Annotated in this window: 27 protein-coding genes; 2 read left to right on the top strand and 25 right to left on the bottom strand. The window is 39.9% G+C overall.

What is annotated here, in order from left to right; translation table 11 throughout:
• Window positions 1-106: 106 nt before the first annotated feature.
• The 10 genes from ACAN52_RS00625 to ACAN52_RS00670 all read right to left on the bottom strand — a co-directional run bounded on the left by ACAN52_RS00625 (window position 107) and on the right by ACAN52_RS00670 (window position 9,322).
• Entirely contained in the window at window positions 107-1,726 is a 1,620-nt protein-coding gene (locus ACAN52_RS00625) for a flagellin (RefSeq protein WP_378950657.1), read from the bottom strand.
• A 202-nt stretch (window positions 1,727-1,928) separates the two neighbouring features.
• A complete protein-coding gene (gene csrA, locus ACAN52_RS00630; protein ID WP_378950660.1) occupies window positions 1,929-2,162 on the bottom strand; it encodes a carbon storage regulator CsrA in 234 nt (77 codons plus the stop codon).
• Window positions 2,163-2,164: 2 nt separating this feature from the next.
• The gene (gene fliW / locus ACAN52_RS00635; protein WP_378950663.1) at window positions 2,165-2,623 is read right to left on the bottom strand and encodes a flagellar assembly protein FliW; all 459 of its coding nucleotides are present in this window, start codon (window positions 2,621-2,623) and stop codon (window positions 2,165-2,167) included.
• A gap of 29 nt (window positions 2,624-2,652) precedes the next feature.
• Window positions 2,653-3,561, bottom strand: coding sequence for a flagellar hook-associated protein FlgL (gene flgL / locus ACAN52_RS00640; protein ID WP_378950666.1), 909 nt, complete (start codon window positions 3,559-3,561; stop codon window positions 2,653-2,655).
• A 13-nt stretch (window positions 3,562-3,574) separates the two neighbouring features.
• On the bottom strand, window positions 3,575-5,059 hold the full coding sequence (gene flgK / locus ACAN52_RS00645; RefSeq protein WP_378950669.1) for a flagellar hook-associated protein FlgK: 1,485 nt from the start codon (window positions 5,057-5,059) through the stop codon (window positions 3,575-3,577).
• A gap of 12 nt (window positions 5,060-5,071) precedes the next feature.
• Entirely contained in the window at window positions 5,072-5,569 is a 498-nt protein-coding gene (locus tag ACAN52_RS00650; protein WP_378950672.1) for a flagellar protein FlgN, read from the bottom strand.
• Window positions 5,570-5,593: 24 nt separating this feature from the next.
• Window positions 5,594-5,878 carry a flagellar biosynthesis anti-sigma factor FlgM gene (gene flgM, locus ACAN52_RS00655; protein ID WP_378950675.1) on the bottom strand — a complete coding sequence of 95 codons (285 nt, stop codon included), beginning with the start codon at window positions 5,876-5,878 and terminating at the stop codon, window positions 5,594-5,596.
• Between the two features lie 96 nt (window positions 5,879-5,974).
• Window positions 5,975-6,382 carry a flagellar protein gene (locus ACAN52_RS00660; protein ID WP_378950678.1) on the bottom strand — a complete coding sequence of 136 codons (408 nt, stop codon included), beginning with the start codon at window positions 6,380-6,382 and terminating at the stop codon, window positions 5,975-5,977.
• A gap of 108 nt (window positions 6,383-6,490) precedes the next feature.
• Window positions 6,491-7,150: a ComF family protein gene (locus ACAN52_RS00665; protein ID WP_378950681.1), complete on the bottom strand. Its 660-nt coding sequence runs from the start codon at window positions 7,148-7,150 to the stop codon at window positions 6,491-6,493.
• Between the two features lie 18 nt (window positions 7,151-7,168).
• Window positions 7,169-9,322 carry an ATP-dependent RecD-like DNA helicase gene (locus ACAN52_RS00670; protein WP_378950684.1) on the bottom strand — a complete coding sequence of 718 codons (2,154 nt, stop codon included), beginning with the start codon at window positions 9,320-9,322 and terminating at the stop codon, window positions 7,169-7,171.
• A 202-nt stretch (window positions 9,323-9,524) separates the two neighbouring features.
• Here ACAN52_RS00670 and ACAN52_RS00675 point away from each other — a divergent pair, with 202 nt between their 5' ends.
• A complete protein-coding gene (locus ACAN52_RS00675; RefSeq protein WP_378950687.1) occupies window positions 9,525-9,770 on the top strand; it encodes a TIGR03905 family TSCPD domain-containing protein in 246 nt (81 codons plus the stop codon).
• Between the two features lie 50 nt (window positions 9,771-9,820).
• On the opposite strand, the gene ACAN52_RS00680 is transcribed toward ACAN52_RS00675, so the two are convergent.
• The 8 genes from ACAN52_RS00680 to ACAN52_RS00715 all read right to left on the bottom strand — a co-directional run bounded on the left by ACAN52_RS00680 (window position 9,821) and on the right by ACAN52_RS00715 (window position 14,932).
• Entirely contained in the window at window positions 9,821-9,964 is a 144-nt protein-coding gene (locus ACAN52_RS00680; protein WP_378950690.1) for a YvrJ family protein, read from the bottom strand.
• Between the two features lie 31 nt (window positions 9,965-9,995).
• Window positions 9,996-10,208 (bottom strand): DUF2922 domain-containing protein, encoded by a 213-nt coding sequence (locus ACAN52_RS00685; RefSeq protein WP_378950693.1) that lies wholly within the window; start codon window positions 10,206-10,208, stop codon window positions 9,996-9,998.
• A gap of 64 nt (window positions 10,209-10,272) precedes the next feature.
• A complete protein-coding gene (locus ACAN52_RS00690; protein ID WP_378950696.1) occupies window positions 10,273-10,497 on the bottom strand; it encodes a DUF1659 domain-containing protein in 225 nt (74 codons plus the stop codon).
• A 72-nt stretch (window positions 10,498-10,569) separates the two neighbouring features.
• Window positions 10,570-11,151: an RNA polymerase sigma factor gene (locus tag ACAN52_RS00695; RefSeq protein WP_378950699.1), complete on the bottom strand. Its 582-nt coding sequence runs from the start codon at window positions 11,149-11,151 to the stop codon at window positions 10,570-10,572.
• Window positions 11,152-11,299: 148 nt separating this feature from the next.
• Entirely contained in the window at window positions 11,300-13,195 is a 1,896-nt protein-coding gene (locus tag ACAN52_RS00700; RefSeq protein ID WP_378950702.1) for an ABC-F family ATP-binding cassette domain-containing protein, read from the bottom strand.
• A gap of 225 nt (window positions 13,196-13,420) precedes the next feature.
• Window positions 13,421-14,257 carry a family 1 encapsulin nanocompartment shell protein gene (locus ACAN52_RS00705; protein WP_378950705.1) on the bottom strand — a complete coding sequence of 279 codons (837 nt, stop codon included), beginning with the start codon at window positions 14,255-14,257 and terminating at the stop codon, window positions 13,421-13,423.
• A gap of 41 nt (window positions 14,258-14,298) precedes the next feature.
• Complete coding sequence (locus tag ACAN52_RS00710) at window positions 14,299-14,640, bottom strand: rubrerythrin (RefSeq protein WP_378950708.1); 342 nt, start codon at window positions 14,638-14,640, stop codon at window positions 14,299-14,301.
• Between the two features lie 127 nt (window positions 14,641-14,767).
• Window positions 14,768-14,932 (bottom strand): hypothetical protein, encoded by a 165-nt coding sequence (locus tag ACAN52_RS00715; protein ID WP_378950711.1) that lies wholly within the window; start codon window positions 14,930-14,932, stop codon window positions 14,768-14,770.
• Window positions 14,933-15,158: 226 nt separating this feature from the next.
• Here ACAN52_RS00715 and ACAN52_RS00720 point away from each other — a divergent pair, with 226 nt between their 5' ends.
• Window positions 15,159-15,716: a hypothetical protein gene (locus ACAN52_RS00720; protein WP_378950713.1), complete on the top strand. Its 558-nt coding sequence runs from the start codon at window positions 15,159-15,161 to the stop codon at window positions 15,714-15,716.
• Here the strand turns inward: ACAN52_RS00720 and ACAN52_RS00725 are convergent.
• From ACAN52_RS00725 to ACAN52_RS00755, 7 genes are all read right to left on the bottom strand, one after another.
• Window positions 15,693-16,169: a hypothetical protein gene (locus ACAN52_RS00725; RefSeq protein ID WP_378950716.1), complete on the bottom strand. Its 477-nt coding sequence runs from the start codon at window positions 16,167-16,169 to the stop codon at window positions 15,693-15,695. The two genes, ACAN52_RS00720 and ACAN52_RS00725, sit on opposite strands and share 24 nt — an antisense overlap.
• A gap of 63 nt (window positions 16,170-16,232) precedes the next feature.
• A complete protein-coding gene (locus ACAN52_RS00730) occupies window positions 16,233-16,904 on the bottom strand; it encodes a response regulator (RefSeq protein ID WP_378950719.1) in 672 nt (223 codons plus the stop codon).
• A gap of 97 nt (window positions 16,905-17,001) precedes the next feature.
• The gene (locus ACAN52_RS00735) at window positions 17,002-18,474 is read right to left on the bottom strand and encodes a glucose-6-phosphate isomerase (protein ID WP_378950722.1); all 1,473 of its coding nucleotides are present in this window, start codon (window positions 18,472-18,474) and stop codon (window positions 17,002-17,004) included.
• Between the two features lie 18 nt (window positions 18,475-18,492).
• Window positions 18,493-19,482 carry a UDP-glucose 4-epimerase GalE gene (gene galE, locus ACAN52_RS00740; protein WP_378950725.1) on the bottom strand — a complete coding sequence of 330 codons (990 nt, stop codon included), beginning with the start codon at window positions 19,480-19,482 and terminating at the stop codon, window positions 18,493-18,495.
• Between the two features lie 13 nt (window positions 19,483-19,495).
• On the bottom strand, window positions 19,496-20,413 hold the full coding sequence (gene galU, locus ACAN52_RS00745) for a UTP--glucose-1-phosphate uridylyltransferase GalU (protein ID WP_378950728.1): 918 nt from the start codon (window positions 20,411-20,413) through the stop codon (window positions 19,496-19,498).
• A gap of 169 nt (window positions 20,414-20,582) precedes the next feature.
• Window positions 20,583-21,809: a glycosyltransferase family 4 protein gene (locus ACAN52_RS00750; RefSeq protein WP_378950731.1), complete on the bottom strand. Its 1,227-nt coding sequence runs from the start codon at window positions 21,807-21,809 to the stop codon at window positions 20,583-20,585.
• Between the two features lie 3 nt (window positions 21,810-21,812).
• Complete coding sequence (locus ACAN52_RS00755) at window positions 21,813-25,106, bottom strand: glycosyltransferase (protein WP_378950733.1); 3,294 nt, start codon at window positions 25,104-25,106, stop codon at window positions 21,813-21,815.
• Window positions 25,107-25,135 lie beyond the last annotated feature (29 nt).

Genomic DNA, 25,135 nt, shown 5'->3' on the forward strand with positions numbered 1-25,135 from the left:
ACAACCTCGCCCTCTTGTTCTTTCTCTTTAGAATGCATTACTATAATAAAAGCCAGAAACATTATGTTTCTGGCTCTCATTATACAAGATCAAAATTCTCTTAATTTTAACGAAGAAGTTGAAGAACACCTTGTGGTTGTTGATTGGCTTGTGCCAACATAGCTTGAGAAGCCTGATTAAGAATATCACTCTTCTTGAAAGCTGTCATTTCTTTTGCCATATCTACGTCACGAATACGAGATTCAGCAGCAGTTAAGTTTTCAGAAGAAGTTCCTAAATTATTAATCGTGTGTTCCAAACGATTTTGGATAGCACCAAGATTAGAACGTTCAGCCGATACTTTTTTGATAGCAGCATCTAAAGTAGTTAGAGCAGAAGAAGCACTGGTTTGGCTACTAACATCCACACCACTAATGCCGATAGCGGCACTACGCATGTCTTTAATCCCAAAAGTAATCATTTGATTTTTATTTGCACCAATCTGGAAACTCATTCCACCACTACCTGCGGCACTGGTTTGAGCACTGCTAAGACCAAGATCGGCTACATCCGTATTACCAGCACGATCGGTCAACTCTACTGGACCGCTATCGCTACTGATTGAGAATTTCCCATCATTGGTAGCAACAACAGATACATCTTTAATAAATCCTTCTTGACCAGCAATTTTGCCTGTCGCTGCATTAACGGTAGCTATAGAAGCATTAATTGCAGTCGCTAAAGCTGTGGCTGCAGTAGTCATAGCTGTTGTACCACCAGTAGCAACAGAAGCTAAACTAACAGACATCAGAACTCCATTAACTTTAAGATCAGCTACGTTAGCTGTACTAGTACCATTATACGTACTCGTTCCAACAGTTCCTGCAGTATGGGTAAATAATGTTGCCATCACCCCACCAGTAGCACTACTTGTATCTACCTTAGAGTCAACACCTTGAGTTCCACTTTGTAGTGTAATAAGTCCACTCGTTCCAGAATTAGAACCAGTAATATGGGCAACATTTTTACCTGAGCTATCAATCGCAGCATTAATGGCATCAGTGATAATTTGTGTGGCTTTCGCAACTGCTGTTGTATCTGCATTTGCTGTAGCAGTTGTTTTTAAGAAAGTCTTATCAGCATCACTCAAACTAGCCCAGTTCACTTTAATATCAGTTCCATCAATATTGATGGTCTCTTCTTTAGCTAAAATTGTATCAGTTATCATACCTGAAGTAACCGCGATGCTTGTATTCGTAGCAGCTACCATTTTAGCAACAGCAGTACCTGTTGTATTATTAGCACCAACAATACCACTTGAAGAATTCAAACTACCATTAAGCAATTTTTTAGTATTAAACTCAGTATCATTACCAATACGGTCGATTTCTGCAGTCAATTGTTTTACTTCTGTCTGCATAGCAGTACGGTCATCAGCAGTGTTAGTGCCATTCGCTGATTGGTCAGCAAGTTCACGTACACGTTGCAGAATGCTGTGAGTTTCATTTAATGCACCCTCAGCAGTTTGTACCATGGAAATACCATCTTGGGCATTACGAGTGGATTGATCCAAACCACGGATCTGAGCTCTCATTTTTTCAGAAATTGCAAGACCTGCAGCATCATCGGCAGCACCATTGATACGAAGACCTGAAGACAATTTTTGCAAAGATTTAGTAGAATTATTTTCATTTACACCCATTTGACGTAGGGTATTAACAGCTGTCATATTGTGATTGATAATCATGATATGTTTCCTCCTTGATTTTTATACTAGGCGTCCTTGCCCAGTTTATTTTAGTCTACAGCACCTCTCCCTCCGGCCGGTTGGGAGAAGACTAGCTAGTTGACCTTTACATTATATATATCGTTAAGGTTGTCCAATTACTTAAGGGAAACTTAATAATTTATGACATTTTTTTATCTTTTTTTTAAAAAAATAATTTATTTTATTTTTTAATTTGCATTTTTTCCAACATGTCAATTTGTGGGATATTCACTAAACCTGCTGCTTGTTTATTCTCCATTGCAATTTCATCATAAATCTCACCGCGGTAAATCTTAATTTCTCGTGGAGCATCAATCGCCAAACGAATACTATCGCCTTTAATCTCCACGACGGTCACCACAACATGATCTCCGATGACAATGCATTCACCAGGCTTGCGAGTCAATGCCAACATGACTACTTACCTCCCTGAGCATCTTGCTGAAGAATCCCATCAGGAAAAAGTGAATGGCGTGTTCCATAGTTGGTCTTTTCCAAAATAATCTGCCGACCAATACGCTCCTGACTGTTGATGACTACAGGTGCTAATAAGTTAGCAGTCATATCTTCTAGCTTTTCTTTCACTGTAGCAATTACAAATACCTGTGGTGGATTTTCGGAGAATAGACCTAGTTCATGCGTTACTTCATCATCAATTTTAAATTCATATTCCTTAAAAAAAACAAACGGGTCTGCCAATAAAAAAGTCAAATTTGCTTCGACTGTCGACTGCAAAAAAGAAAAGGGACTATCAGGGGCATTGGCAACCAAAATAAATTTCTTTTCTTCTGGAAAACCTGGAATACCATGGGGGAAGTTAATGATTTCACTTTCATCAATTTCTAGTTTACCAAACCGCGTCGATTGTATGATCATATTTTATGCCACCTTGCTTATTTTGTTTACTATAGGAAGTCTGCTAAAGAAACCTGCATAATTTTCGCAGCAGCCTGAAGAGCGGTTTGATAGACAGTCTCACTCGTTTTCAAATCCGTAACAGCTTTTGGAATATCCAAATCTTCATTACTTGCCAAATCCTGAGTAATAATTGTATTGTTACCTTCTAGCATGTTACCTGCCATTTCATACATGGACATCCGTGATCCTAATGCAGTTTGGGCTTGGAGTATCGAAGCATGATCTGTATCAAGATTAGCCAGTCCAGTACTCGATAACCACTGTTGATCAGCACTAGTTCCTGACATAAGATGTTGTTTAATTTCAAGTAAATTATTTAATATTTCAGTGCCGCCGCTTCCAAAAACATCTTTCCCTGTCAGATTTACACTATCTTGATTAGGGCTGACCATACCTGGCTGCAGAGGCATAGAAATCTTATTCAGATCACCATCATAGGTAACGACATCCCCTGAACGCACAAAAGGGGTGGTTTTATCTTTTTGTCCAGCAAAAATATAACGATCGCCAATTTTGGTATTGCCAATATTCACAATTTGATTAATAAGACCATCAATATCAGTACCAATGGCTTGAACTGCCTGTTGGTCATTGGTACCATTACTGGCTTGAACTACTTTTTCTTTGATGCTGGTCATAATAGAACTCAAATCTGACATAGCTCCATCTGTTGTCTGCATCCAAGATTGAGCATCCTTGGCATTCTGCGTATATTGGGTATTTACGGAAAGACTAGTATTATTACGCAAACTTCGCACAGCCTTAATCGGATCGTCCGAAGGTCGATGAATAATTTTACCATCAGCTAGCTGTTCTTGAATTTTACTTTCTTTTTCCAAATTTTTTGTAAGACTATTTAAAAAATTATATGTCATTGTATTATTAGTAATACGCATCTAAGCCTACCTCCTATCTACCGACTGTACCCGTACTATTGATTAATTTGTCAAGCATTTCATCCATGGTGGTTAGTACTCTTGCAGCCGAGTTATAACCCTTTTGAAATTTAATCATATTAGTCAATTCTTCATCCATATTGACGCCAGCAGTCGATTCCCGCCAATTGGTAATTTGAGCAACAAGAGTCGTTTGATTTTCTGTTATCCGCTTCGCATCTTGTGATTGCACACCCAAACCAGTAATTAAAGATGAATAATAGTTATCAAGAGAAGAATTTCCAAGGGTGCTACTAATATCAGTCTTCAACCTAATACCAAGTTTTACTGCATTATCTCCACTAGCATTCCCTTGAGTACTCAAAGTCTTGGCAGCAATTTTAGCGAGCCCAGTACTTGGATCAAGAATCGTAGAATTGACCTGTAATTCTGTAACCCAGCCTCCTTCCCCATCTTGGGGTGACCAATTTTCATATTTTGTTCCATCGACACCAAAAAAATTAGTACCACCTACAGTATCATTTAATCCATAACCTGCTTTGTGAACATCATTAAAGTCTTGCAGTAAGAATTGACTCACTTTATCCAATTTATCCAAATATTCTCTTACTCCACCTTGGCTAGAATCGCGAGAATCTATGAGTCCTTTCATTTCTCCACTGCTAAAATTAATCACTTGACCACTACCAGCAACAACCACATTCTCCACTGAATATCCATAATAACTATCCTTTGATTTTACGGTATCCAATTTCTGTGAACCACTGGCATCTACCAATGTACCCCCTGAACTTTGAATTTGATAATTACCAGCTTTATCTTCTGTTACTGTAATATTCATCATAGTCGAAAGTTGATCAACGAGCAGATCACGGCGATCTCGCAAATCATTGGCATGATCTGTTCCGCCCGCTTCAACAGTCACAATTTGATGATTCAAGCCACCAATTTCACTAGTAATTTGATTAATACTACTTACTTTGAGGTTTATGGATGTATTGATATCCGTAATCATATCTTTCAGTTGTTGGTTCGCATGCTTAATCGCATTAACAAGTTCAACTCCACGTTGTTGAACTGTTGTTCGCGTACCATTATCAGAGGCATTCGTAGAGAGAGTCTGCAAAGAGGTCCAAAACTGATTCAATACTGTTTGTACTCCTGTATCCGATGGTTCTTGAAATACTCCTTCCACCTTGGTTAGTGAATTTTGCATTGTCTGCCCATAACCAAGCGTTGAAGATTCTTTCCACATTTGCTTATCCACAAAGCTATCTCTAGCTCGTGTAACCGATGCAATATTTACACCTGTTCCCAGCTGAAAATTACCATTTCCACCATATAAAGTTTGGGGATTGGTGGTTACCAAGTTAACATTCTGTCGTGAATATCCCGCCGTATTGGCATTGGCAATATTATGCCCTACTGTCTCAAGAGATGCTTGTTGGGCAGAAAGTCCCCGTACCATTGTATTTAATCCACTAAAAGCAGAACTCATCTTATCACTTCCTTACACTCTCGCATCAAACGCTGTGCGCTTGGGTGCTTGCTCATTATTTTGTCCTTTAGCCGCATAGGTGGGCCCTACTGCCGTTTGGGAGAGAAGATTAATATTATAATTAATAAAACCTAAGGCCTGCTTAATAAGCTCAGTATTAAGTTTATTAAGTGATCCTATCTCCGCCATCACCTTACTAAATTCTTTCTTGAAGATTTCAAGTTTCTCAATAATAGCTGGTTGAGCAACATTCGTCAATTCATCAAGAGAAGCTCGTCCATCTCTCATACCATATAGAACCATAAGTTCCTTCACAAGTTTTTCTCGAATCTCTTCTAATTTTCCAACCTGTAAAATTAAAACTTCTTCGCTTTTTGTCACTGTTTCCAATTCTTGAGGTTTAGCAGCCACCAAGATTCGATTTTTTTGCTGACTTAGAGTTAAAATAGCTTGATATATACTGAGCATCTGACTCAGCACGGCCAGTAATCCTTCCCACTTTTCATTCATGTTACCACTCCTCTAAGCCCAACATCATCCATAGATTCCCAACATTTTTTCAGCGATCCCTTGAGAATCCACTTGATAAGTACCAGCATCAATTTGGTCAGAAAATTCCTTAACTTTGTTTTCCCTTACGTCAGATAGACCTTTAGCGGCACTTAAAAATTGACTGAATTCTTGGGCACTTGGTGATAAAATAAACTCATCTTTCCCTTGAGCAATTTGATTCTTATCACTTTTGGTATTTTTTACTCCTTGGTTTTGTTCTCCATATACTTTAAGAACATTTTGAATTGATTTTCCTGAAATAATCATATGATTAGCACCTCACAATCTGCGCGTTGAATCTTTATATAGTTATTATCGACAAAAATGGCCGGGACATTAATCCCTGCCATTAAAAAATCTTATTTATTTTTTAATTTCATCATTTGTGTACATCCGTAGACCAGTCCGTTGATGTTCATTACGTTCTTCAAATGCCCTATTTTCATTCACTTTGCGAACTTGCTCTGCTAATCCACTTCCACAACTCCCACATAGCCGACCTTCATAAATAGGTTTGCGACACATTTCACAAGGATAGCCAATCATCCCATCACTAAAAAGCCGACCGCTTTTGAGCATGCGTACAATGATTTTTTCTTTAACACCAGTCGCCGCATGTATTTCTTCGATTGTCGCCTTACCCGTTTCTCGCAGAAATTCACCAACAGCATGTTCGTGAATTTCTTCTTGTGCATAACACTCAGGGCACAGTTTGCTTGGATTTTCAATGCATAATTTTCCGCATTCTAAGCAATTCTTAATCGCCATCATCTTTTCCCCACTTTCTACATGATAAATTCTATTTCTTATATGCATTATTATCTATATGATCAATTATATCAATCTATTTCGATTCTGAATATCAGATTTTTTCACTTTTCAGTGTGCACCACTGGCGATCACAAGAGCTTCAACACGAATTGCTCCAGCTTTTTTTAGAACTTTGGCACATTCATCGAGGGTCACACCCGTCGTAACAATATCATCGACAAGAATCACATGCTGTTTGTTTATGATTTCAGGTCGGGAAATCATAAACGCATCTTTCATATTTTGTTTGCGTTCACTAAGATTAAGCTCCCATTGTGGAATGGTTGGTCTTATGCGTAGTAATAGTTCAGGCATCCACGACAGATTTGCACTTCTTGCCCAGTTCTTAAAAATAGCCTCAGCCTGATTATAACCTCGCTCTCGCAGACGTTCTGTATGGAGAGGCACAGGAATGACATATTGAAGAGGGATAAACCCATTTGCATTACTATGTTGCTTTAAAAGCCACCGAAGATAGATGGCATATTTTTCTTGTTGGCGAAACTTCATATCATGAATCAGTCTTTTTAAAGTACCTGTATATTCGCAAATGACTTGACAAGAGTCAAGGTTCGTCAAACCATGTTTGCGCAGATTGAACTCTCGCAGTTCTACGATCTGGGTAAGACACATTGGGCACCAAGCACCTTGTTCATCAACTTGTTTCTTACAAGCAGGGCATTTCGGAGGATAGATGAAATCTAGAAGAGCAGTCCAATAGGCAGTCAACAGTTTTCACCTCTTTCATTAGATCCCCTCCCCTACTAGCCTTTCTGCCAACAACGAATAGCGCCGTTTAGTGCGGTCGTTGGATAGAGCGGTATTAAGGGCGGCTTTACTTCCTAATAGTATAACCTGCTCTTTGGCTCTGGTAACCGCTGTATATAATAAATTGCGTTGTAGCATCACATAATGACCAGAAATGAGTGGCATAATGACGACTGGATATTCACTGCCCTGACTTTTGTGTACACTCATGGCATACGCTAAATGAAGTTCTTCTACCTCACCCCGTTCATAAATTACATCTTGTTCAGGATAACGAACAGCGACCCGTCCTTGGTTGATGGCTGTAATAAAACCAATATCTCCATTATAAACGCCTTTTGTATAATTGTTTTTCATTTGCATGATTTTATCGCCTTCTCTAAGGATCTGATTGGCACCCACGATGGATGCTTTCCCGTCAGCCTCTGGATTGAGAGCCTCTTGCAAAAGTTTATTGAGATTTTCCACACCACATACCAAGCGATGCATCGGTGCAAGAACCTGAACATCATAAGAAACATTAAAACCTTCTTGAGGAAGTTTATCTTTACAAAGAGTAACGATTGCTTGAGCTACGGCCTCACCGTCGTTGATTTCAGCAAACTGAAAATCAGTGCTACCAAAATCAGGAGTCATACCCCGATTGATCTGATGGGCATTCATAACAATCATACTTTCTCCCGCCTGACGAAACACTTCAGTCAAACGCACTACTGGCACCGTGGCAGAACGAATAATATCCTTCAGTACGGAGCCAGGCCCCACTGCAGGTAATTGATCAACGTCTCCTACCAAAATAACACGGCATCCATCAGGAATCGCCTGCAAAAAAGAATTCATCAACGAAATATCCATCATAGAAACTTCATCAATAATAACCACATCAGCTTCAAGAGGCTGATCTTCATTCCGCATAAAGAGAGGGGCTCCTTCCACTCCTCCTGTGGATTCCAGCAAACGATGGACAGTCATGGCCTCCCGATCCGTGGTTTCACTGAGTCGTTTAGCTGCTCGCCCAGTAGGTGCGCCCAGTAATATTTTAAAACCTTGTGTTTCAAGAACAGCAAGCATTCCTCGCACAACGGTAGTCTTACCTGTACCTGGGCCACCCGTCAATACTAAAATGCCATGCATCAGCGCAGACAATACAGCCTCACGTTGAGCCGCTGCCAAGGTTATACCTGACTGCCCTTCCCAATGAGCAACAATTCCTGTAAAATCTTCATTTGGCGCTGGTTTTGCCCGATCTTTAAGGAGCAGCAGCCGCTCTGCCACCTGTTTTTCGGCATAGTACAAATAGCGAGGATAAATAAGTGTCATACCATGAAAATCTTCAATACAAAGCATATTGGCAGCAATGAGTTCTGACACATGCAAAGCTACCTCTCCAGGTTCAACAAGAAGCAGTTTAGCCGCTTCCTTCACTAAAATATCCTCTGGTACACAGCAATGGCCAGCTTGAGAAATTTGTAATAAAGCAAAATCAATCCCTGCCGTTAGCCGTTCTTCATGATTGCGCTCCACACCAAGGGACATGGCGATTTGATCTGCCGTGCGAAAACCAATGCCGCGGACTTCCTGTGCTAATTTATAAGGATTTTCCTGTAAAATTTCAATCGCCATAAACCCATATTTCGCAAAAATTTTACCTGCATAGGCCCCTGTTACCCCATTCATTTCTAAGAATAACATCACATCGTGCATTTCCGACTGCTCAGAATAAGCTTTATGAATGGCCTCGGCCTTCTTTTTGCCAATGCCTTCAACTTCAAGAAGACGATGAGATTTTTCACTAATCACTTTCAACGTATCAATGCCAAACTGCTTTACAAGACGAGCTGCCATGGCTGCTCCAATTCCCTTAATGGCTCCTGATGCTAAGAATCTTTCAATGCCTTTCACGCTAGAAGGAGCAACTTTCTTATAATTTGTTATTTTAAATTGCCGACCAAAACGCGCATGTTCCACCCACTCGCCTGTTAATTCCAGTTGTTCGCCTACAAGGGGTGATAACATACTGCCAACAACAGCTACAGGACTATTTTCATTGGATGGTTTGAGTTTAAATACGACAAACCCATTTTCTGCATTCTGAAATATGATATTTTCAACGATTCCTTCTAAATGTTCCACGTGCACTACTCCGTTATCTTTATCTTTATTTCCTTGGTATTCGCATCTTTCTGTCTAAATCCTGCTATTGGGGCAAAATACATGGAGATCAATCACTAAATAGTGCTAGACATGGCTCACTATTCAGTGTATCTTTAAAAAATAGAAAGTGATTTATGATTTTTCTTACCTATACTAATCATCGAAAGGAGTTATCACTAAAATGGCTACTTATAACACGGAAGGCGTCTGCGCTAAAGAAATTGATTTTGATTTGACTGACGGCATTGTCAGCAATGTTAGGTTCAAAGGAGGTTGTCCTGGAAACCTACAGGCCATTAGTTCCTTGATTGAAGGAATGCCTGCTGAAGAAGTCATCAAAAAAGTTAAAGGCATAAAGTGTGGTAATAAAACCACTTCCTGTACTGACCAATTAGCAAACGCCTTACTGCAAAAATTGGCAAAATAAAACAAAACCCGGAGCATCTCGTATGAGACACTCCGGGTTTTAGTTTACCCTTATAGTTTGGTTGCTATGACTTTTGCTAATTCATTGATACTACTCGAGAGCTGTTCAAGTTTGCCCTCCATACGTATCAATAAGTATAAACAAACGACCATAGGAAAGCCATAATTTCCAGTATAAGTTAATAACTGTTCCATACCACCTCTCCTTTTCCAGCAATCCCTTACACTAAGCCAATACGAGGGAATCATTGCTAAGGATGCGAGCTTCGACCACTTGAACTAAATCACCGCTTGTGGTGCTGAAAATATTTTTCGCGATAATGTTTTGCATCACAGCATGAACTTCTGCTAAGGTGATATCATCCTTTGGTTCTAACATACGCAGTACCACACTTTTACCTGTTTCATTCCGAAACTCCATTTCCAAGGTTTTGACCATTCGATTTCACCTCCCTCCCATTCCATGTATTCCTTTTTATAACCATACATTTTTACAAGATCCTTTAGAGAGTAATTAAATTTCCTTCGTCCATACGAGAAATACTCGTTAAGGGATACTTTTGCAAAGTTGCCATCCCTTGAGCGACTGCGTAAATATCAGCATCAATCGCATCTGGTTTTACGCTTTTATAGGTACGTTTAAGGTATACAGGCTGACCGCCTGTATTCACTCCATTTTGCAACGTAATGATCACACGACTGGTTTGCGGAACTCGATTCACTGCCATAAATTTCACCTCCTTTCTGACTTATCGGTAAGGCACTCAGTAGGGCTCCTTCCTCCGCCTCCCTGTCAGTGTTTAGTGCCTTATGCCTCTATACATTCCAGAGCAGAGTTTTTTTAAACGGGTCAATCCGCGTTTACGCAAATTATAGACGCCTTGAGCCGTGATCCCTAATTCTGCTGCCACTGCTATTAATTTTTCATCACCGATTACTGTTCGCAAAATGACCTGTCGTTGTTTATCTGGAAGAACTGCGACGATCATCATTAACTCTTGGGATAGATCGCGCATTTCAACTTCACTTGCTACATCCGTATTGTCAGCCAATTGTTCTAATAAGCAACGTCCTTCCTCTTGATTCCCCTCCAACTGACCTTCATGCTGCCAACGGCGACGTTCTCCTTTGAATAAATTCCAAATGGCATATTTTACCCGGCTTTCAATATAGCCAGCAAACTGAACCCCACAATAGGCATCATACTGTTTGATCCCTTGGACAACGGCTAGCCAGCCTTGAGACTGAGCATCTTCCGCAATAGGGCGAATATGAGGCTGAAATGCGTATTTTTTTACTAAACCTGTGAACCGCAGACAAATGTCGTAGATCGCTTGTTCATTACCTTCTTGAGCTTTTTTAACTAATTCCATTAACTCCATTTCTCTCATCCTAAGGGAGAAACCGGTTCCTCTTGTATTAGCGCTTGCTTTACTCTACCATGAGCTTTTAGGCAAAACAAAAGCCGACCTGAGTGTCATTCAACACACAAGTCGGCTTATAATAAGAGGAATTTGAACCTTAGGGTCTTTAGCTCTCCGTCAATTCCAGCCATGCATCATATTTTTCGGCTAAGTCAGCTTGGACTTTACTATACTCAGCAGCCAGTTCATGACTGGCTGCTTGATCAGCATGGCTCGCAGGGTCATTTAAACGATACTCAATGGCCTTAATATCGGCCTCAAGCATAGCAATTTCCCCTTCTAGTTTTTGTAAATTTTTGAGATTTTTTTCACCATCGGACTTTCGTTGACGAGGTTTTTCTTGTTTCTTAGTCGCAGCTTCGGTCCGGGCAACGACAACTTGGGCAGCGGCTAAGACTTTGTTTTCTGCTAGCTGCTTTTCCCGATAGTAGCTATAATTACCTACATATTCTTTTAGATTGCCATCGGCGAGTTCCATCATACAATTGGCTACTTTATCTAGAAAATAGCGATCATGAGAAACGGTTAGGAAAGTACCAGGAAAGCTCAAAATAGCTTCTTCTACCGCTTCTTTGGCAGGAATATCAAGATGGTTAGTCGGTTCATCTAAAATTAAGAAATTAGCTCCTGTTAGCATGAGTTTCATAATAGCAAGACGAGCTTTTTCACCACCACTTAAATCACCAATGATTTTAAAGACATCATCACATTGAAATAAAAAGGCGCCTAGATAATGACGAGCCCGTTCTTCGCTAAAGCCAAACTCAACCATGACTTCATTGACTACTGAGTTTTTAGGATTTAGCCCTTCATGTTCCTGTGAAAAATAACCAACCTTTACTCGACTACCTAGTTTCACCCGTCCATTGACTGGTGATAATTCACCGATCAGAAGTTTGAGCAATGTTGTTTTACCAGCCCCATTAGGTCCCACTAAAGCTACTCCATCACCCTTACGAATGAGCATTGATAACTTTTCAAAAATAACTCGTTCACCATAAGCCGCTGATACTTCTTCTAGCTCTGCTACCCGTTCAGCACACTCTCCAGGTGGATTAAAACCAAAAAAATCAAAGCGCGCAACATCCGGTGGTAATACAATGCGTTCCAAACGTTGAAGCTGTTTCTCCCGTCCTCTGGCCTGTTTGCATTTAATGCCTGCTCGATACATCCGAATATACGCTTCCGTTTTTGCAATATGATCTTGTTGTTTACCGTAAGCACTTTCAAGAGCTGCCATACGTTCAGCCTTTTGCTGCATATAAGCAGTATAGTTTCCTTTATACCCTGTGAGTGTTTTATTTTCTAGCTCAATCACCCGATTGACCACTTTATCCAAAAAATAACGGTCATGGGAAATAATGAGGACTCCTCCTGAATAACTTGCCAAAAAATCTTCTAGCCACTCGACCATAGCAATATCCAAATGATTCGTTGGTTCATCTAAAAAGAGAAAATCAGGTTGTCGGATCAGAGCCCTTGCCAAACAAATTCGTGTTTTTTGTCCACCGGAAAAAGTGTCTAATGTACGCGGAAAATCCTCAGCAGTAAAGCCAAGACCAAAAGCGACTCTGCGAATGATATTTTCATATTCATATCCTCCGCCTCGTTCAAATTTTTCTACGACTTGGGCATAGTCTTTCATAAGTCCAGCCAGAACCTCTTCATCCTTTTCCTTAGCAATGACTTCTTCCAGCTCACGCATTTTCTCCTGCCAATTTAAAACATCCTCATAAGCTGAACATAGTTCTTCATAGAGGGTCTCATGATTGAGGCTCGCATCTTGCTGAACATAACCGATTGTTTCTCCCGATGGTACAGATACTTGTCCACCGTCTGTCTGCTCTAAATTCAGCAAACAACGCAATAAAGTCGTTTTGCCAGTACCATTTGCTCCAATTAAACCAATTTTATCCCCCCGCCCTAGTTCAAAACTAACGCCAGTAAATAATGTTTCAATACCAAAAGCCTTATTCAGACCTTCTACACGTAAAATTCCCATCTATCCACCTCAACATACCCCGCAAGGCTATCTATTTCTTCTAATATTATACCTGCCAATGAGAATATAAGAAAGCAGTAGTTATAAATACCAATAGACCCGAAGAAGCAGCCCCCGAGTCATAAAAAGAATAAGATCCAAAGATGGTCCTTATAAAAGAAGTAAGGCGTATCGTATATGAAGAATGAAATTCTCCATACACGATACGCCCTATTTTGATCTTCTCTATTCGATTGTACAAATGGCGTCAGGACGACGCACAAGAAGTGCTGCTGTTTCGAGCACTCTAAATACATGGTTCATATTTGTTGGTCCCATATAGGACGTGACCATATCTTGACCCACTGCCAAGTTTAGGTTGTGTCCGCCAGTAGCGACTATCACAGCTTTGCTGCCACTGATCACATTGGAATAATATACGCCACCAGAAATCAAAGCCTTGACTTGGTCAAGTTCAAGCATTCCTGTGTTGCCATACATTCTGACCATCCGCCCAAAAAGTATTGGGCTGACAACCATAGCATAAGGACCATAATGTCCAGCTTCACTCAACGCCCCAGCTGCTTTTACGACATCAGCCAATGCAGTGCCTGTCTCATCCCAATTACCAATTTTCACGGTTAAGCGACCTTGAGCTGTGAACAAACCTTCATGCCCAAGTTCTTTATTACCATTGAAAATCAAATCATCTTCCTGAACAGCCATATAATTAGCTGCTACAGCAGCCGTACTGACATCAAGAGGTAATCCCAAATGACGATCAGCTTCTACATCGCGCCACATAATCTTAAAATCTTTGTATAACATAGGTAAGTTAATCGTAGCACGGGCAGTCGGTTCTACAACATAGTCATCCTGCTCCCCAACCATATCAATGCCTGTAGGCGATTTACCGCTGAACAAAGAATAAGGAATGCTATAGACTCCTGATCCGAGTGGTCCAAGAACTTCAATAACCTTACGACCAACTAGCATACGACGAGCTGTATTCACCACAGCCTCATCAATTCGTGCCCATTCGCCATCATTTAGGGGTGCTGATTTACGATCTAGAATATCCATCTCTTTAATCCTCCTTCTTTCAATCAAGCATGATCTTTACATTACTTTTTGCCGAACATACTGCCGACTGTCAAAATTTTACCTGAATCTTCTTCAGTAGCGACTCGTTCTTCCGCAGCTACAGTATGATCTTCAGCAAATTTTGCCCGTTGAATGGCATCAATTCGAGATATGGCATGAGTAATCTCTGCAACATGCTCTTTTTCATCGTCACGAATGTGTTCCAATAATTCCCGAATTTCCAAGTTGTCAATTCGATCAATATGGGCTTGATATTGATTAATAGCCTGTAATTCTCCAATAAGATCATCACGTAACAAAATCAAAACATCTTCTAACCCAGTATCTTTTCCACTCGCAGTATCTGTTTTTCCATAGGCCATAACATCATCAACCTCCTTCTAATTATTGAATCTTAGGAATTAAAAACCCATAAGGCCAAACTCCTGTTCAATAGTACCCATTCGACAATATAGATATTTTTTCCTTGTAGTAACTTTGTATATTTTTCTAATATTCTTCATGGTTCATCTCAACCACGCGACATTTCACTTCATCACAAATCATGGAACAAAAAGGACAGCGCACAGTATAATCCCCACAGGAACCAAACATACCACCACATCGGCTACATTTGTAACCTTCTTCTATGTCAGAAGCGCGTTCATTCAACATGTATTGCACACCTCCTCAATCTTGCAGTCAATACTCAGTATATGACAGTAGAGGCATAACTATACATAAAAAAACCTTCATCATTCTTACGTGCAATCAAGAAAATAATATACATTTTGACCTGCAAAAAATTTATCAATTAAATTTTTCTTGCTATATTTTCCAATTTTTGTTAGAATTTAATCATCTCCAGAGAACATGCGTTTGAATAAAGGAGGATGTATTCATGTTTATACAAACGTCTCATTATGATTCCATTGCCGCTATGATTCCAACATACACTCCAGAAGGAGACATCACAACCGTCATTGCTACCAATGGTCATCAACAAAAGGTCAAAGGGCGTGTCCGTACAGTACTCAATCGTTTAGCACGCAGTTACTCTACAGATCTCGTTGCCCTTAAAGAAAAAGTGACCTTGGCGACTGAGAGATCCCTGTTACAGCCATTACCTCTCGCCCCTGGACTTGTCCTCTTCCCTCTTAAACTAAGGCTTCCACGTGTATCTGGAGATCAAACCACAGGGTACATCAATTTTCATTCCGTTATTGACGTTGTAGAGAACCATATCCCTCCTTATCATTCCACAATCAGACTCATTGGCGGTACAGAAATACCTGTGCTCTGGACAACCCACACTGTTAAACAACATTTGCAGCAGGCCAGACTCGCTATATCCTACACCGCCTATGATCCAGAAATACCTCCTGACTTATCCATTCATATCTATCATGCCATTAAGGGACTCTGCCGCCTAGCATCATTTCGCCACTCTCCTCACTAACACTTCGTGACGATCCCCTAGCAGAGCACATACTGTCACCATAAATTCATCCGTACTCATACGGTGACTCAAATCTAGCATATGTACGACTTTACCACGACACAAAGGAACGGCTTCACCAAGTACCCGCTGCCCCGCAGGTACGACCACGACTGATAAAATATCACTTTCATTCGCTAAGCGTTCTAAAATAGCAGTTGTAAAATCATTGGAACTCATATCAAGAACCACAACATCACAATCAATGTCTGAATTTTCAATTTTCCATAGTAAATAACGAAATAAATCCTCAACATCTTCGTCTAAGTTGCGGACAACTACAAGAAAGCTACAGCTAGGCACAGGAACTAATCGAGGTTCTAGCCACCATTTCCAAGCATCATGAAGAAAACACCAAAAACCATACATGGAGAGTGATAATAAAATAACACTCATAGTATAGGAAAAAAACAAAATATCCTACCCCCTTTGTCATGGGATAGGATATTTTATGCAACATTCTATAAAATGTCACTCCTAATCAATTAATACAATCTTATTTTTTATCGCATACAATACAGCTTGCGTACGATCCGTCACACCAATTTTACGAAAAATATTCGTTAAATGATTTTTTACGGTTTTCTCACTTAAGAATAGGCTTTTGGCAACTTCTTGATTATTCATTCCTTTACATACCATTTCTAAAACTTCAAGCTCGCGATAACTCAATCGATCTTCTTTAGATCGTTCAATCACTTTTGCATTTTCTAAAGCCTTCATATGTTGGCGGTTAATCTCAAAAAACAATTTTTTTGCTAAAGAAGGATAAATAAAAGATTCGCCTTCATAAACCGTTCGAATGGCCTTCACTAATAACCCTGGTTCAATATCTTTTAAAAGATAACCAAGAGCTCCTGCTTTTACCACTTCAATTACATAATTTTCATCATCATGCATGGTGAGCACAATAATTTTAACCTGTTTTTGTTCTTCAGCCATTTTACGAATGACTTCTAGCCCATTCATTTTAGGCATATTTATATCCAATAAGAGAATATCTGGTGCTAGTTCTATCGCCAGCTCCACAGCTTGTTCCCCATCACCAGCTTCACCAATCACTTGCAAATCTTGTTCTAATTCTAACACATTTCGTATGCCTTGCCTCAATAGGACATGGTCATCAGCAATTATAATTTTAATCGGCACTACATCCACCTCAATGGTCTAATTCTACATAAAGTGACAAAATCCTGTTATAAAAAACAGGATTTTGTCAGATATTTTATGAACTTTTAAAAATTGACTACTTACTAAGTGCTGTTAATCGTGGTCCCATCAATCGTTTATAGGCTTCTACACCCGGTTGGTCAAAAGCATCTACATTAGCAAGTTCCCCTTCATAAGCAATGGATAAAGCTAACAAATAAAGCAACTCACCCAAATGATAAGCATTGAGTTTAGGTATAATGAAATTTGCATTAAAACGTTGATCACTCATGAGAGCATCTGCATTAGCAACTCGCGCCACTTCAAGAGCCTGGCTTAAATATAAGGAAGATATTTCCGCGAGCTTAGGCGCTGAAGGAAATACATTAGGAATGACAGCATCTTTCTCCCACTCTGCCACTTGTACAAACTGAACGACTTTATTGCGTTTACCATCTTGGTGTTGTTGAGTTTGAGCATGCATATCTGTCGTGCCTACAGCTACAATCGGAGTGCGACCATAAAATACCTCATTGCCTTCTCGATCAGTCCGTTTACCAAGAGATTCAGCAAGCAGTTGAACATACCATTCAGCCACTGATTTTAGATAATCGGCATAAGGCATAAAGACTTCAATATCGCGACCATATTTTTCCGCAGCAATAAATTTGAGCGTTGCATTCAGCATAGCTGGATTCTTATCCATATCAGGACTTTGGCATACAACATCCATATCCCGGGCACCAGCCAAAAAGCTATCAATATCCATTCCAACGCAAGCGGCTGTCACTAGGCCGACTTCAGAAAAAATACTGAACCGACCACCAACTCCATCAGGAACACTAAACGTTGGCCATCCTTGTTCATCAGCGAGTTTTTTCAGTAAGGTGGATTTTTCGCCCTCCGCTGGATCAGTCACAGCTACGACCTCGACTTCAAGAAGAGGCGCTTGTTTACGCAAAGCATCATAGATCACCATAAAAGTAGACATGGTATCAAGAGTACCACCTGATTTAGAAATAACAACCAAAGCCACTTTATAAGGTTCAGTTTGCCCATGAAGAGCTTTTAAACGTGCTTCAGCTAGCAAATGTTCTAACATGTCAGCAGTACGGCGCGCATCAATATTATTACCATTAAAATAAAGTTTAGGATATCCATCCCGCTCAGCTTGTGTCTTAGAATTCCAGAACTCACCACAATGAACATCAAAAAGTACTTTGTTACCTAAAAAAGAGCCACCAATGCCAAAAGATACGACCGTATCCACCCGGTTACGCAGCGACTGCCCAAAAGCTTTCAGCTTACCAATGGACTCTGGACTATTGAGATTACCTGCTTCTACATAAGGCAACTGACTAAAGAGGACTTTTTCGGGTGTACCATCTTTAGATAAATGTCCCCGAATTTCACCCGTAGAACGCATATGAACGACAGCCTTATGGGCTGCTGTGATCTGCTCACGTAAAGTTTCAATATCATGATCAGTCACTTTACCTTCACCGTAGAGATTGCCATATTCAAAACTAAAACCCGATGGAAGTGTAATGGAAGATTTGTTATTACTCATATCATCATACCCCTCTTTTCACTTATCATACCCATTAGGATGAGACTTATGCCACTGCCATGCACTGGCAATAATCCCTCTTAAGTCACTTTGCCTAGGTATCCAACCTAGCTCAGAGCGAATCTTAGCTGAAGATGCGATGAGTACACCTGGATCACCTGCTCGACGTCCATCCTCAACCACAGCAAAATCAACACCTGTGACATTCTTAGTCTCCTCAATAACCTGACGAACACTAAAACCATTCTCTGATCCTAAGTTGTAAACCCGCGACTGACCACCAGTAGTCAAATGTCCAAGAGCCTTCACATGAGCATCCGCCAAATCAATCACATGAATATAATCGCGAATGCAAGTACCATCTTCTGTATCATAATCAGTACCGTAAATACGAATGTCTGACCGCTGACCTAAGGCTGTTTGTAAAATCAATGGTAATAAATGACTTTCTGGTGCATGATCCTCACCGATCTGTCCTCCAACCAAAGCTCCTGCCGCATTGAAATAACGCAAAGACACGTACTTAAGGCCATAAGCCATCGAAAAGTCTGCTAACATACCTTCAATGACTAATTTTGTCCGTCCATACACATTAGTGGGCCTAGTCGGCATATCTTCACGAATGGGACACTCTTCAGGTTGGCCATATACAGCTGCCGTAGAGGAAAAGACAATTTTATCAACTTTGCATTCTCTCATGGTATCGAGAAGAGATAAAGTCGCCACCACATTATTATGATAATATTTGCTCGGCTGGGTCATAGATTCTCCGACTAAACTATCAGCAGCAAAATGTACAACAGCTTCAATATGATGACTTTGAAGTACCTCTGCTAGCAAAGTACCATCCCGTAAGTCCCCCTGAATAAACAAAGCCTGATCAGACACCGCTGCCCTATGCCCTTTGGATAAATTATCATACACCACCACATCATGTCCATCTTCAATGAGTTGGTGTACCGTATGAGATCCAATATAGCCTGCGCCACCAGTAACTAATATCTTCATGTTATTACTCCTTTTATTCACACTGTTTTTTTACGTCTTTACCATTAATCAAAGGTCGTAAAGTCTTTAACAGATAAGGTAAAAATTCATCGCGAAGTTCTGGGCGCTTTAAGGCAAACTCTACTGTGGCTTCTAGATACCCTTGTTTATCACCTACATCATAACGACGACCATGAAAATTATAAGCATAAACGGATTTTTTTTCTACAGCCAACGTCCGTATAGCATCCGTCAGCTGAATTTCCCCACCTTTTCCAGGTGAAGTATTTTCCAGTATGTCAAAAATGTCTGGTTGAAGAATATAACGTCCAAGAACAGCTAGACGTGAAGGAGCATCAGCAACAGTCGGCTTTTCTACCAAATCTATAGCCTGCCATAGATTATGTTTCACAGCCTTGGGATCAACAATACCATAGTTACACACTTTATCTTGAGCAACTTCTTGCACGCCCAAAATTGTTCCTGGAGAATCTTCATATACACTCATCATTTGCTTAAGACAAGGCACATCAGCATCAATAATATCATCACCGAGGAGTACAGCAAAAGGTTCATTACCGACAAACTGCTTAGCACAGAGTACAGCATGGCCTAGCCCTTTCGCTTCTTTTTGCCGTACATAATGAATGGTCACATCAGAGATTTCTTCTACTAAATTGAGAAGATCATATTTTCCTTGAGCCTTCAGGGATAGTTCGAGCTCTACAGCTCGATCAAAATGATCTTCAATAGCCCGTTTATTACGTCCTGTAATAATCAGAATTTCTTCAATCCCTGACTGAATGGCCTCTTCAATAATATATTGAATCGCCGGTTTATCTACAATCGGCAACATTTCTTTGGGTTGAGCCTTAGTGGCTGGCAAAAAACGGGTCCCGAGCCCGGCTGCTGGAATGACAGCTTTACGAACAGTGCGAATACTTTTGGGCATCTGAGTATCATCCTTTCTTCTTTAAACTCTTTTTATCTTACTATCTTTCGTCAATCTGTAAAATTAATCCTGCTAAACGGCAAAAGAAAAATGTCCTGCCAATTCAGACATGGCAAAAATATTAGAATACTCAATGATATAACATTGATAAAGATCTCGTAGCAATAGATTATCGATTGCAGTAACTCCTAGCCAATTTTGATAACATTTCTACTTGCTGAGACAACATTTTTTTTAAGTCATATCTCTCTATAATCGTTTTTCTAGCCATCGAACGTAGTGTAACCACATCCTTTGGATTATTAAGCACATCTTCAATCCGTCCAGCAATTTTTTCAGAATCAAAAAAATCTACCAATAGTCCATTCACACCATCTTCAATGACTTCTGTAACAGGTTGATTATTCGACCCTAACAGCAAGCATCCTACGGACATGGCTTCTAGCATAGACCAAGATAAAACAAACGGACGAGTAAGATAAACATGTACAGATGATGCCTGCAGAACTTGCAGATACTGATGATAAGGTAATAAACCAGTGAAATGCACTCGTGACATATCTAAAGTAAGTTTTTCCAACATGGCTTCTTTATAAGTTTGACCATTTGACAATGGACGGCCATAGGCAACCCGATCTGCCCCTACAATTACTACGTGACAATTAGGACGGCGCTCAAGAACCAAGGCCACAGCCTCCATAAATTGAGGAAAACCTCTATAGGGCTCCATTCCACGCGCTACGTAAGTAATCAACTCATCTACATGAGATAAATCAAGCTGTTGCTCTGGCAAAACTAATCGGCTACCAAGTTTAGGCTGAAAGTAGGACGTATCAATACCATCGTGTAAGACAGTAATTTTATTTCTATATTCTTTTGGAAACTGTTGATACTGCCAAAAAGTTGGTGTAATTCCCCAATCTGAACTATATAGATCAATGAGAATAGGCGCATTATTAATCCTCAACTTGGTTATATCATCTGAACTTGAAGGAGTTGATGTATCAAAGTCTGCATCCGATCCATGAGCGTTGTAAAACCACTCAAAATAGCCCATAAAAGGGGTCTTAGGAAATACATCTTTCATAAACAAAGTAGGGCCCCAACCAGAGTGTCCGAAAATGACATCAGGAGTAAATCCCTGTTGTTTAAGTTGATCTGCCATGCGATAAGCACCTTGCGCTTGAATAACAGCTCCTTCTAACGGTCGAACATACCGATGAGTATCATTACTGACGTCTCTGTGGGTAGTATACACCGCCTTCTGTACACCCTGCATATTGCCTTCCTGCTTCATCGTTCCAAAAATCACTTGATTTTCAGGATTACTAGCTAAATTAGCTGCCAAGTGCCTAAACTGTGCGGGAAAATTGGGGTGTAAAAATAATACGCGCATAATCTAGTCCTCCTCTGATTGCCCTATAATAGTATTGGTAATTTGAAATAATACTTGTTCATAGGCAAATTGAGCCTTACGTCCATCAAACAGTATCTCTTTTGCACGTTCTTTAATTTGTTGACTGACTTTGCACCGCAACTCCCCATCTTCAGCTAGCTGTACTGCCCAATCCACATAAGCATTCTCATCTTTAGCAATTCCTGCTTCAATTTCTAGTGCCCGTAACAAATGTGACCCCCAACGAGTACGAGCTTGGGAACCTTCTTGAGTAATAATAGGTAATCCAGCATATAATGCATCCATATTCGTTGTCCATCCCCCATAAGGATAGGTATCTAGCTGAATATCTGCTATTGTTAACAAACCAATGACATCACCAGTCTTGGCGAGTGGTGGCAAAATAATAAGCCGTTTCTCTACACCAGCTTTACGCGCTGCTAAGACGAGGCGGCGCGTTACACTATGATCGACTGTGATAGGATTTTGAAATGGTTTAAGAATAATCCATGCCTTTGAAGCTTTTTGTAAAATCTTCATCAACAATTGATCTCTGTCTGGACCATGTTTAATACCATTCGCACATGAAATAAATACTACCGCATCTTCCGGAATATTTAATTTTTTGCGAGTTGGAATATTCGTTGGATTTTCTGGTGGATATTGTGCTGCCCCTAAATTAGGTAACCGTATCAATTTTTCACGATAATGACTGTCTGCTTCTGGTGCTTCAAAGTCACCACTAATATAATATTGAATAGTTGGTAAGCCAGTGGTAGTACCATGACCGACTAAAGCACACTGAACAGGTGCTAATTGTAAACCTGCTAGCATGTAGGTGACTGAATCCATGCCAATATCCGTATATATTAATAAATCAAGTTCACTTTCCGAAACCTGCTGAGCAATAGCACCGATATCATTCAAATCAGGAATTGTATAAAAATGTTCACTATTTTCGATAATACTATCTGTCATTTCATCTTTTCGCTCACCAAGTGCAAAAATAAACAGTTCAAATTGATTACGGTCGTGATGAAGGATTCTATTGACCATATAATAACTTACTGCCTGACTACAAAAGTTGCGAGAAATATAACCAACACGGATTTTTTTAGAACTTCTACTCTTGTTGCGATGCCCTCTTATATTAGAAAAGTGAGGATAGATCTGCTGCATAGAATGGCTAATAAAATCACCAAAACTAGAAAGAGCCTGGACATGATTCCCACCTAAATAAGATACACGCCAAAATCCAGCCATAATATCTTCCGTTAACGTGTTAAAAAAGGCTTTTGGGAGGGGCTGTGGCAATGCAAGAGCTACTTTACTCAGTTTTTCTCCATAATATAAAAGTTTTAAGCGTTGTCTTTCTGTGCCATTAAAATAAGGAGTAGCGACCATCCAAAAAGCTAAACTGGCTTTTAGAGTACTCGGTATAGGAGCATGGAGAACTTTCTCAACATTGATCGGATATTTATCTGCTGAATAAGGCTGATACATACTGGCTAATAGCAGCTTAGGGTACCACCCTTCTGATTTTTCAAGAAATTCTTCTATCTCCTCACAGTTTTCTGGTTTTATATTAAAATTACCTGTCAAATGTAGCGGTGAAAAGGCATTTAAAAATACCTGCCGCCATAATTGCAATAAGATTATTTGCCCATTTCCTGGTATTTGAACAAAACTCTCTAAAGATGTTTTTATAAAATATTGACGTAATTTTTCACGTAAACATCTGCAAAAATATAATATAACTCGAAACTCGGTCTTAGGCATTCCCCCACAACGCGGTGGCATATTTCTACTCTTTAACCACAAATCAATCACTTCAATCAACAATAAGCTCTGGGTTTCCACATCAACGATTCGCAAACAATAACTTAAATATAAATCAACATATAGGCCTCGTTGAAATGTCTTATCTTCTCTACGACCATAAAGCTTATTCTTGAATTCCTTAAAGATATTACCCCAACCCCGACTCTTAGCAATTTCTATTGTCTGAGGAATTTGATATGTCTCTAGCAATTCCTGATACTCATCCGCTGGTTTTTCCTTAGGCATACTTTTGACACGTTGGCCAATTAACTCTTGATAGAGATTTAGATACTGGTCTGTCATCCGACTCGCATCAAACTGATCAACGATATACTTTCGTGCCAATTGACTAGTACGCAAAATAAGTTCCGGATTATCTAAATAATGTTGGATTCCTGCCGCTAAACTGCTACTACTGCCTCGTTGTGCAAGATAGCCAGTCTTTAAATGCTCAATAATCTCTCCATTTCCTCCAATGTCAAAAGCTACAACAGGCGTTCCACATGCCATTGCCTCACAAATCGCAAGACTTAAGTTCTCTACCGTTGATGACTGTACGAATAAATCGGCAGCTCCATAGTATTTTGCCATAATCTTCGGATCCCCAATATAAGAGATATTTTTAGTCTCTATCGGTAAGGAATCTATTATAGACTGATCATAAGTTCCAATATTAAGCAACAGTAAGTCGGGATACTGAATATGAAGTTGTTGCAGAGCTTCTATTAAGTAACTCCCACCTTTGATACGACTATTAAAACCACCATGGGCTGCAAACATAATAATTTTTCGTTGTAAGGGAAGCCCTAACTGATTTCGCAGTTGAATTGAATTACCAGGATGAAAGATATTTATATCAATCCCATTATAAATTAACCGCATATCATGTCCTTGCAAGATACTATTTTGCGCTTGTTGATGAATCCATTGAGAGGGGTTAACAACCACAAAATCTGCTACTTGATAAATATTTTCTTTTAACTGTTGCATGAATTGTCGATTCGGCCCCTTATGTGGTTGATCTAGAGAACAGTCGCTACATCCTTGTTTCCACCCATTGCATGTATCTGTCTGCAAACATCCTGCCGTAAATGCCAAGGGATCATGCATAGTCCAAACTAAAGGTTTCGCGGCTAAAAAAGGAAGAAGAAGATAAGAAAAATATCCTCCATTAATACAGTGCAGATGTACAACATCAGCTTCTATAAAGGCTGGGTGTTGAAAAACTCCAAGGAGTGCAGCTGAATATAAATCAAATATTCCTTGACTCTGCTGTTTCGCGAGCAACGTTCCTTGCCAGGAAATATTTGGAATAGAAATAGGAATAACTCTCACATCGTTAGTCACTTTGCGATGGGCAAAGATATGGTTCTGGTGCCCTAAAGCAGCCAGATTTTCCATGATCGTCCAAGCAATACGTGCAGCCCCTCCCTGATAATCAAATAAATTAATATGTACAATTTTAATTGTATTCATTTTTTCCTTCTCCACCTAGCCTTATATTG

This window comes from Pelosinus sp. sgz500959, assembly GCF_042610375.1.
Classification (GTDB): domain Bacteria; phylum Bacillota; class Negativicutes; order DSM-13327; family DSM-13327; genus CTSoil-075.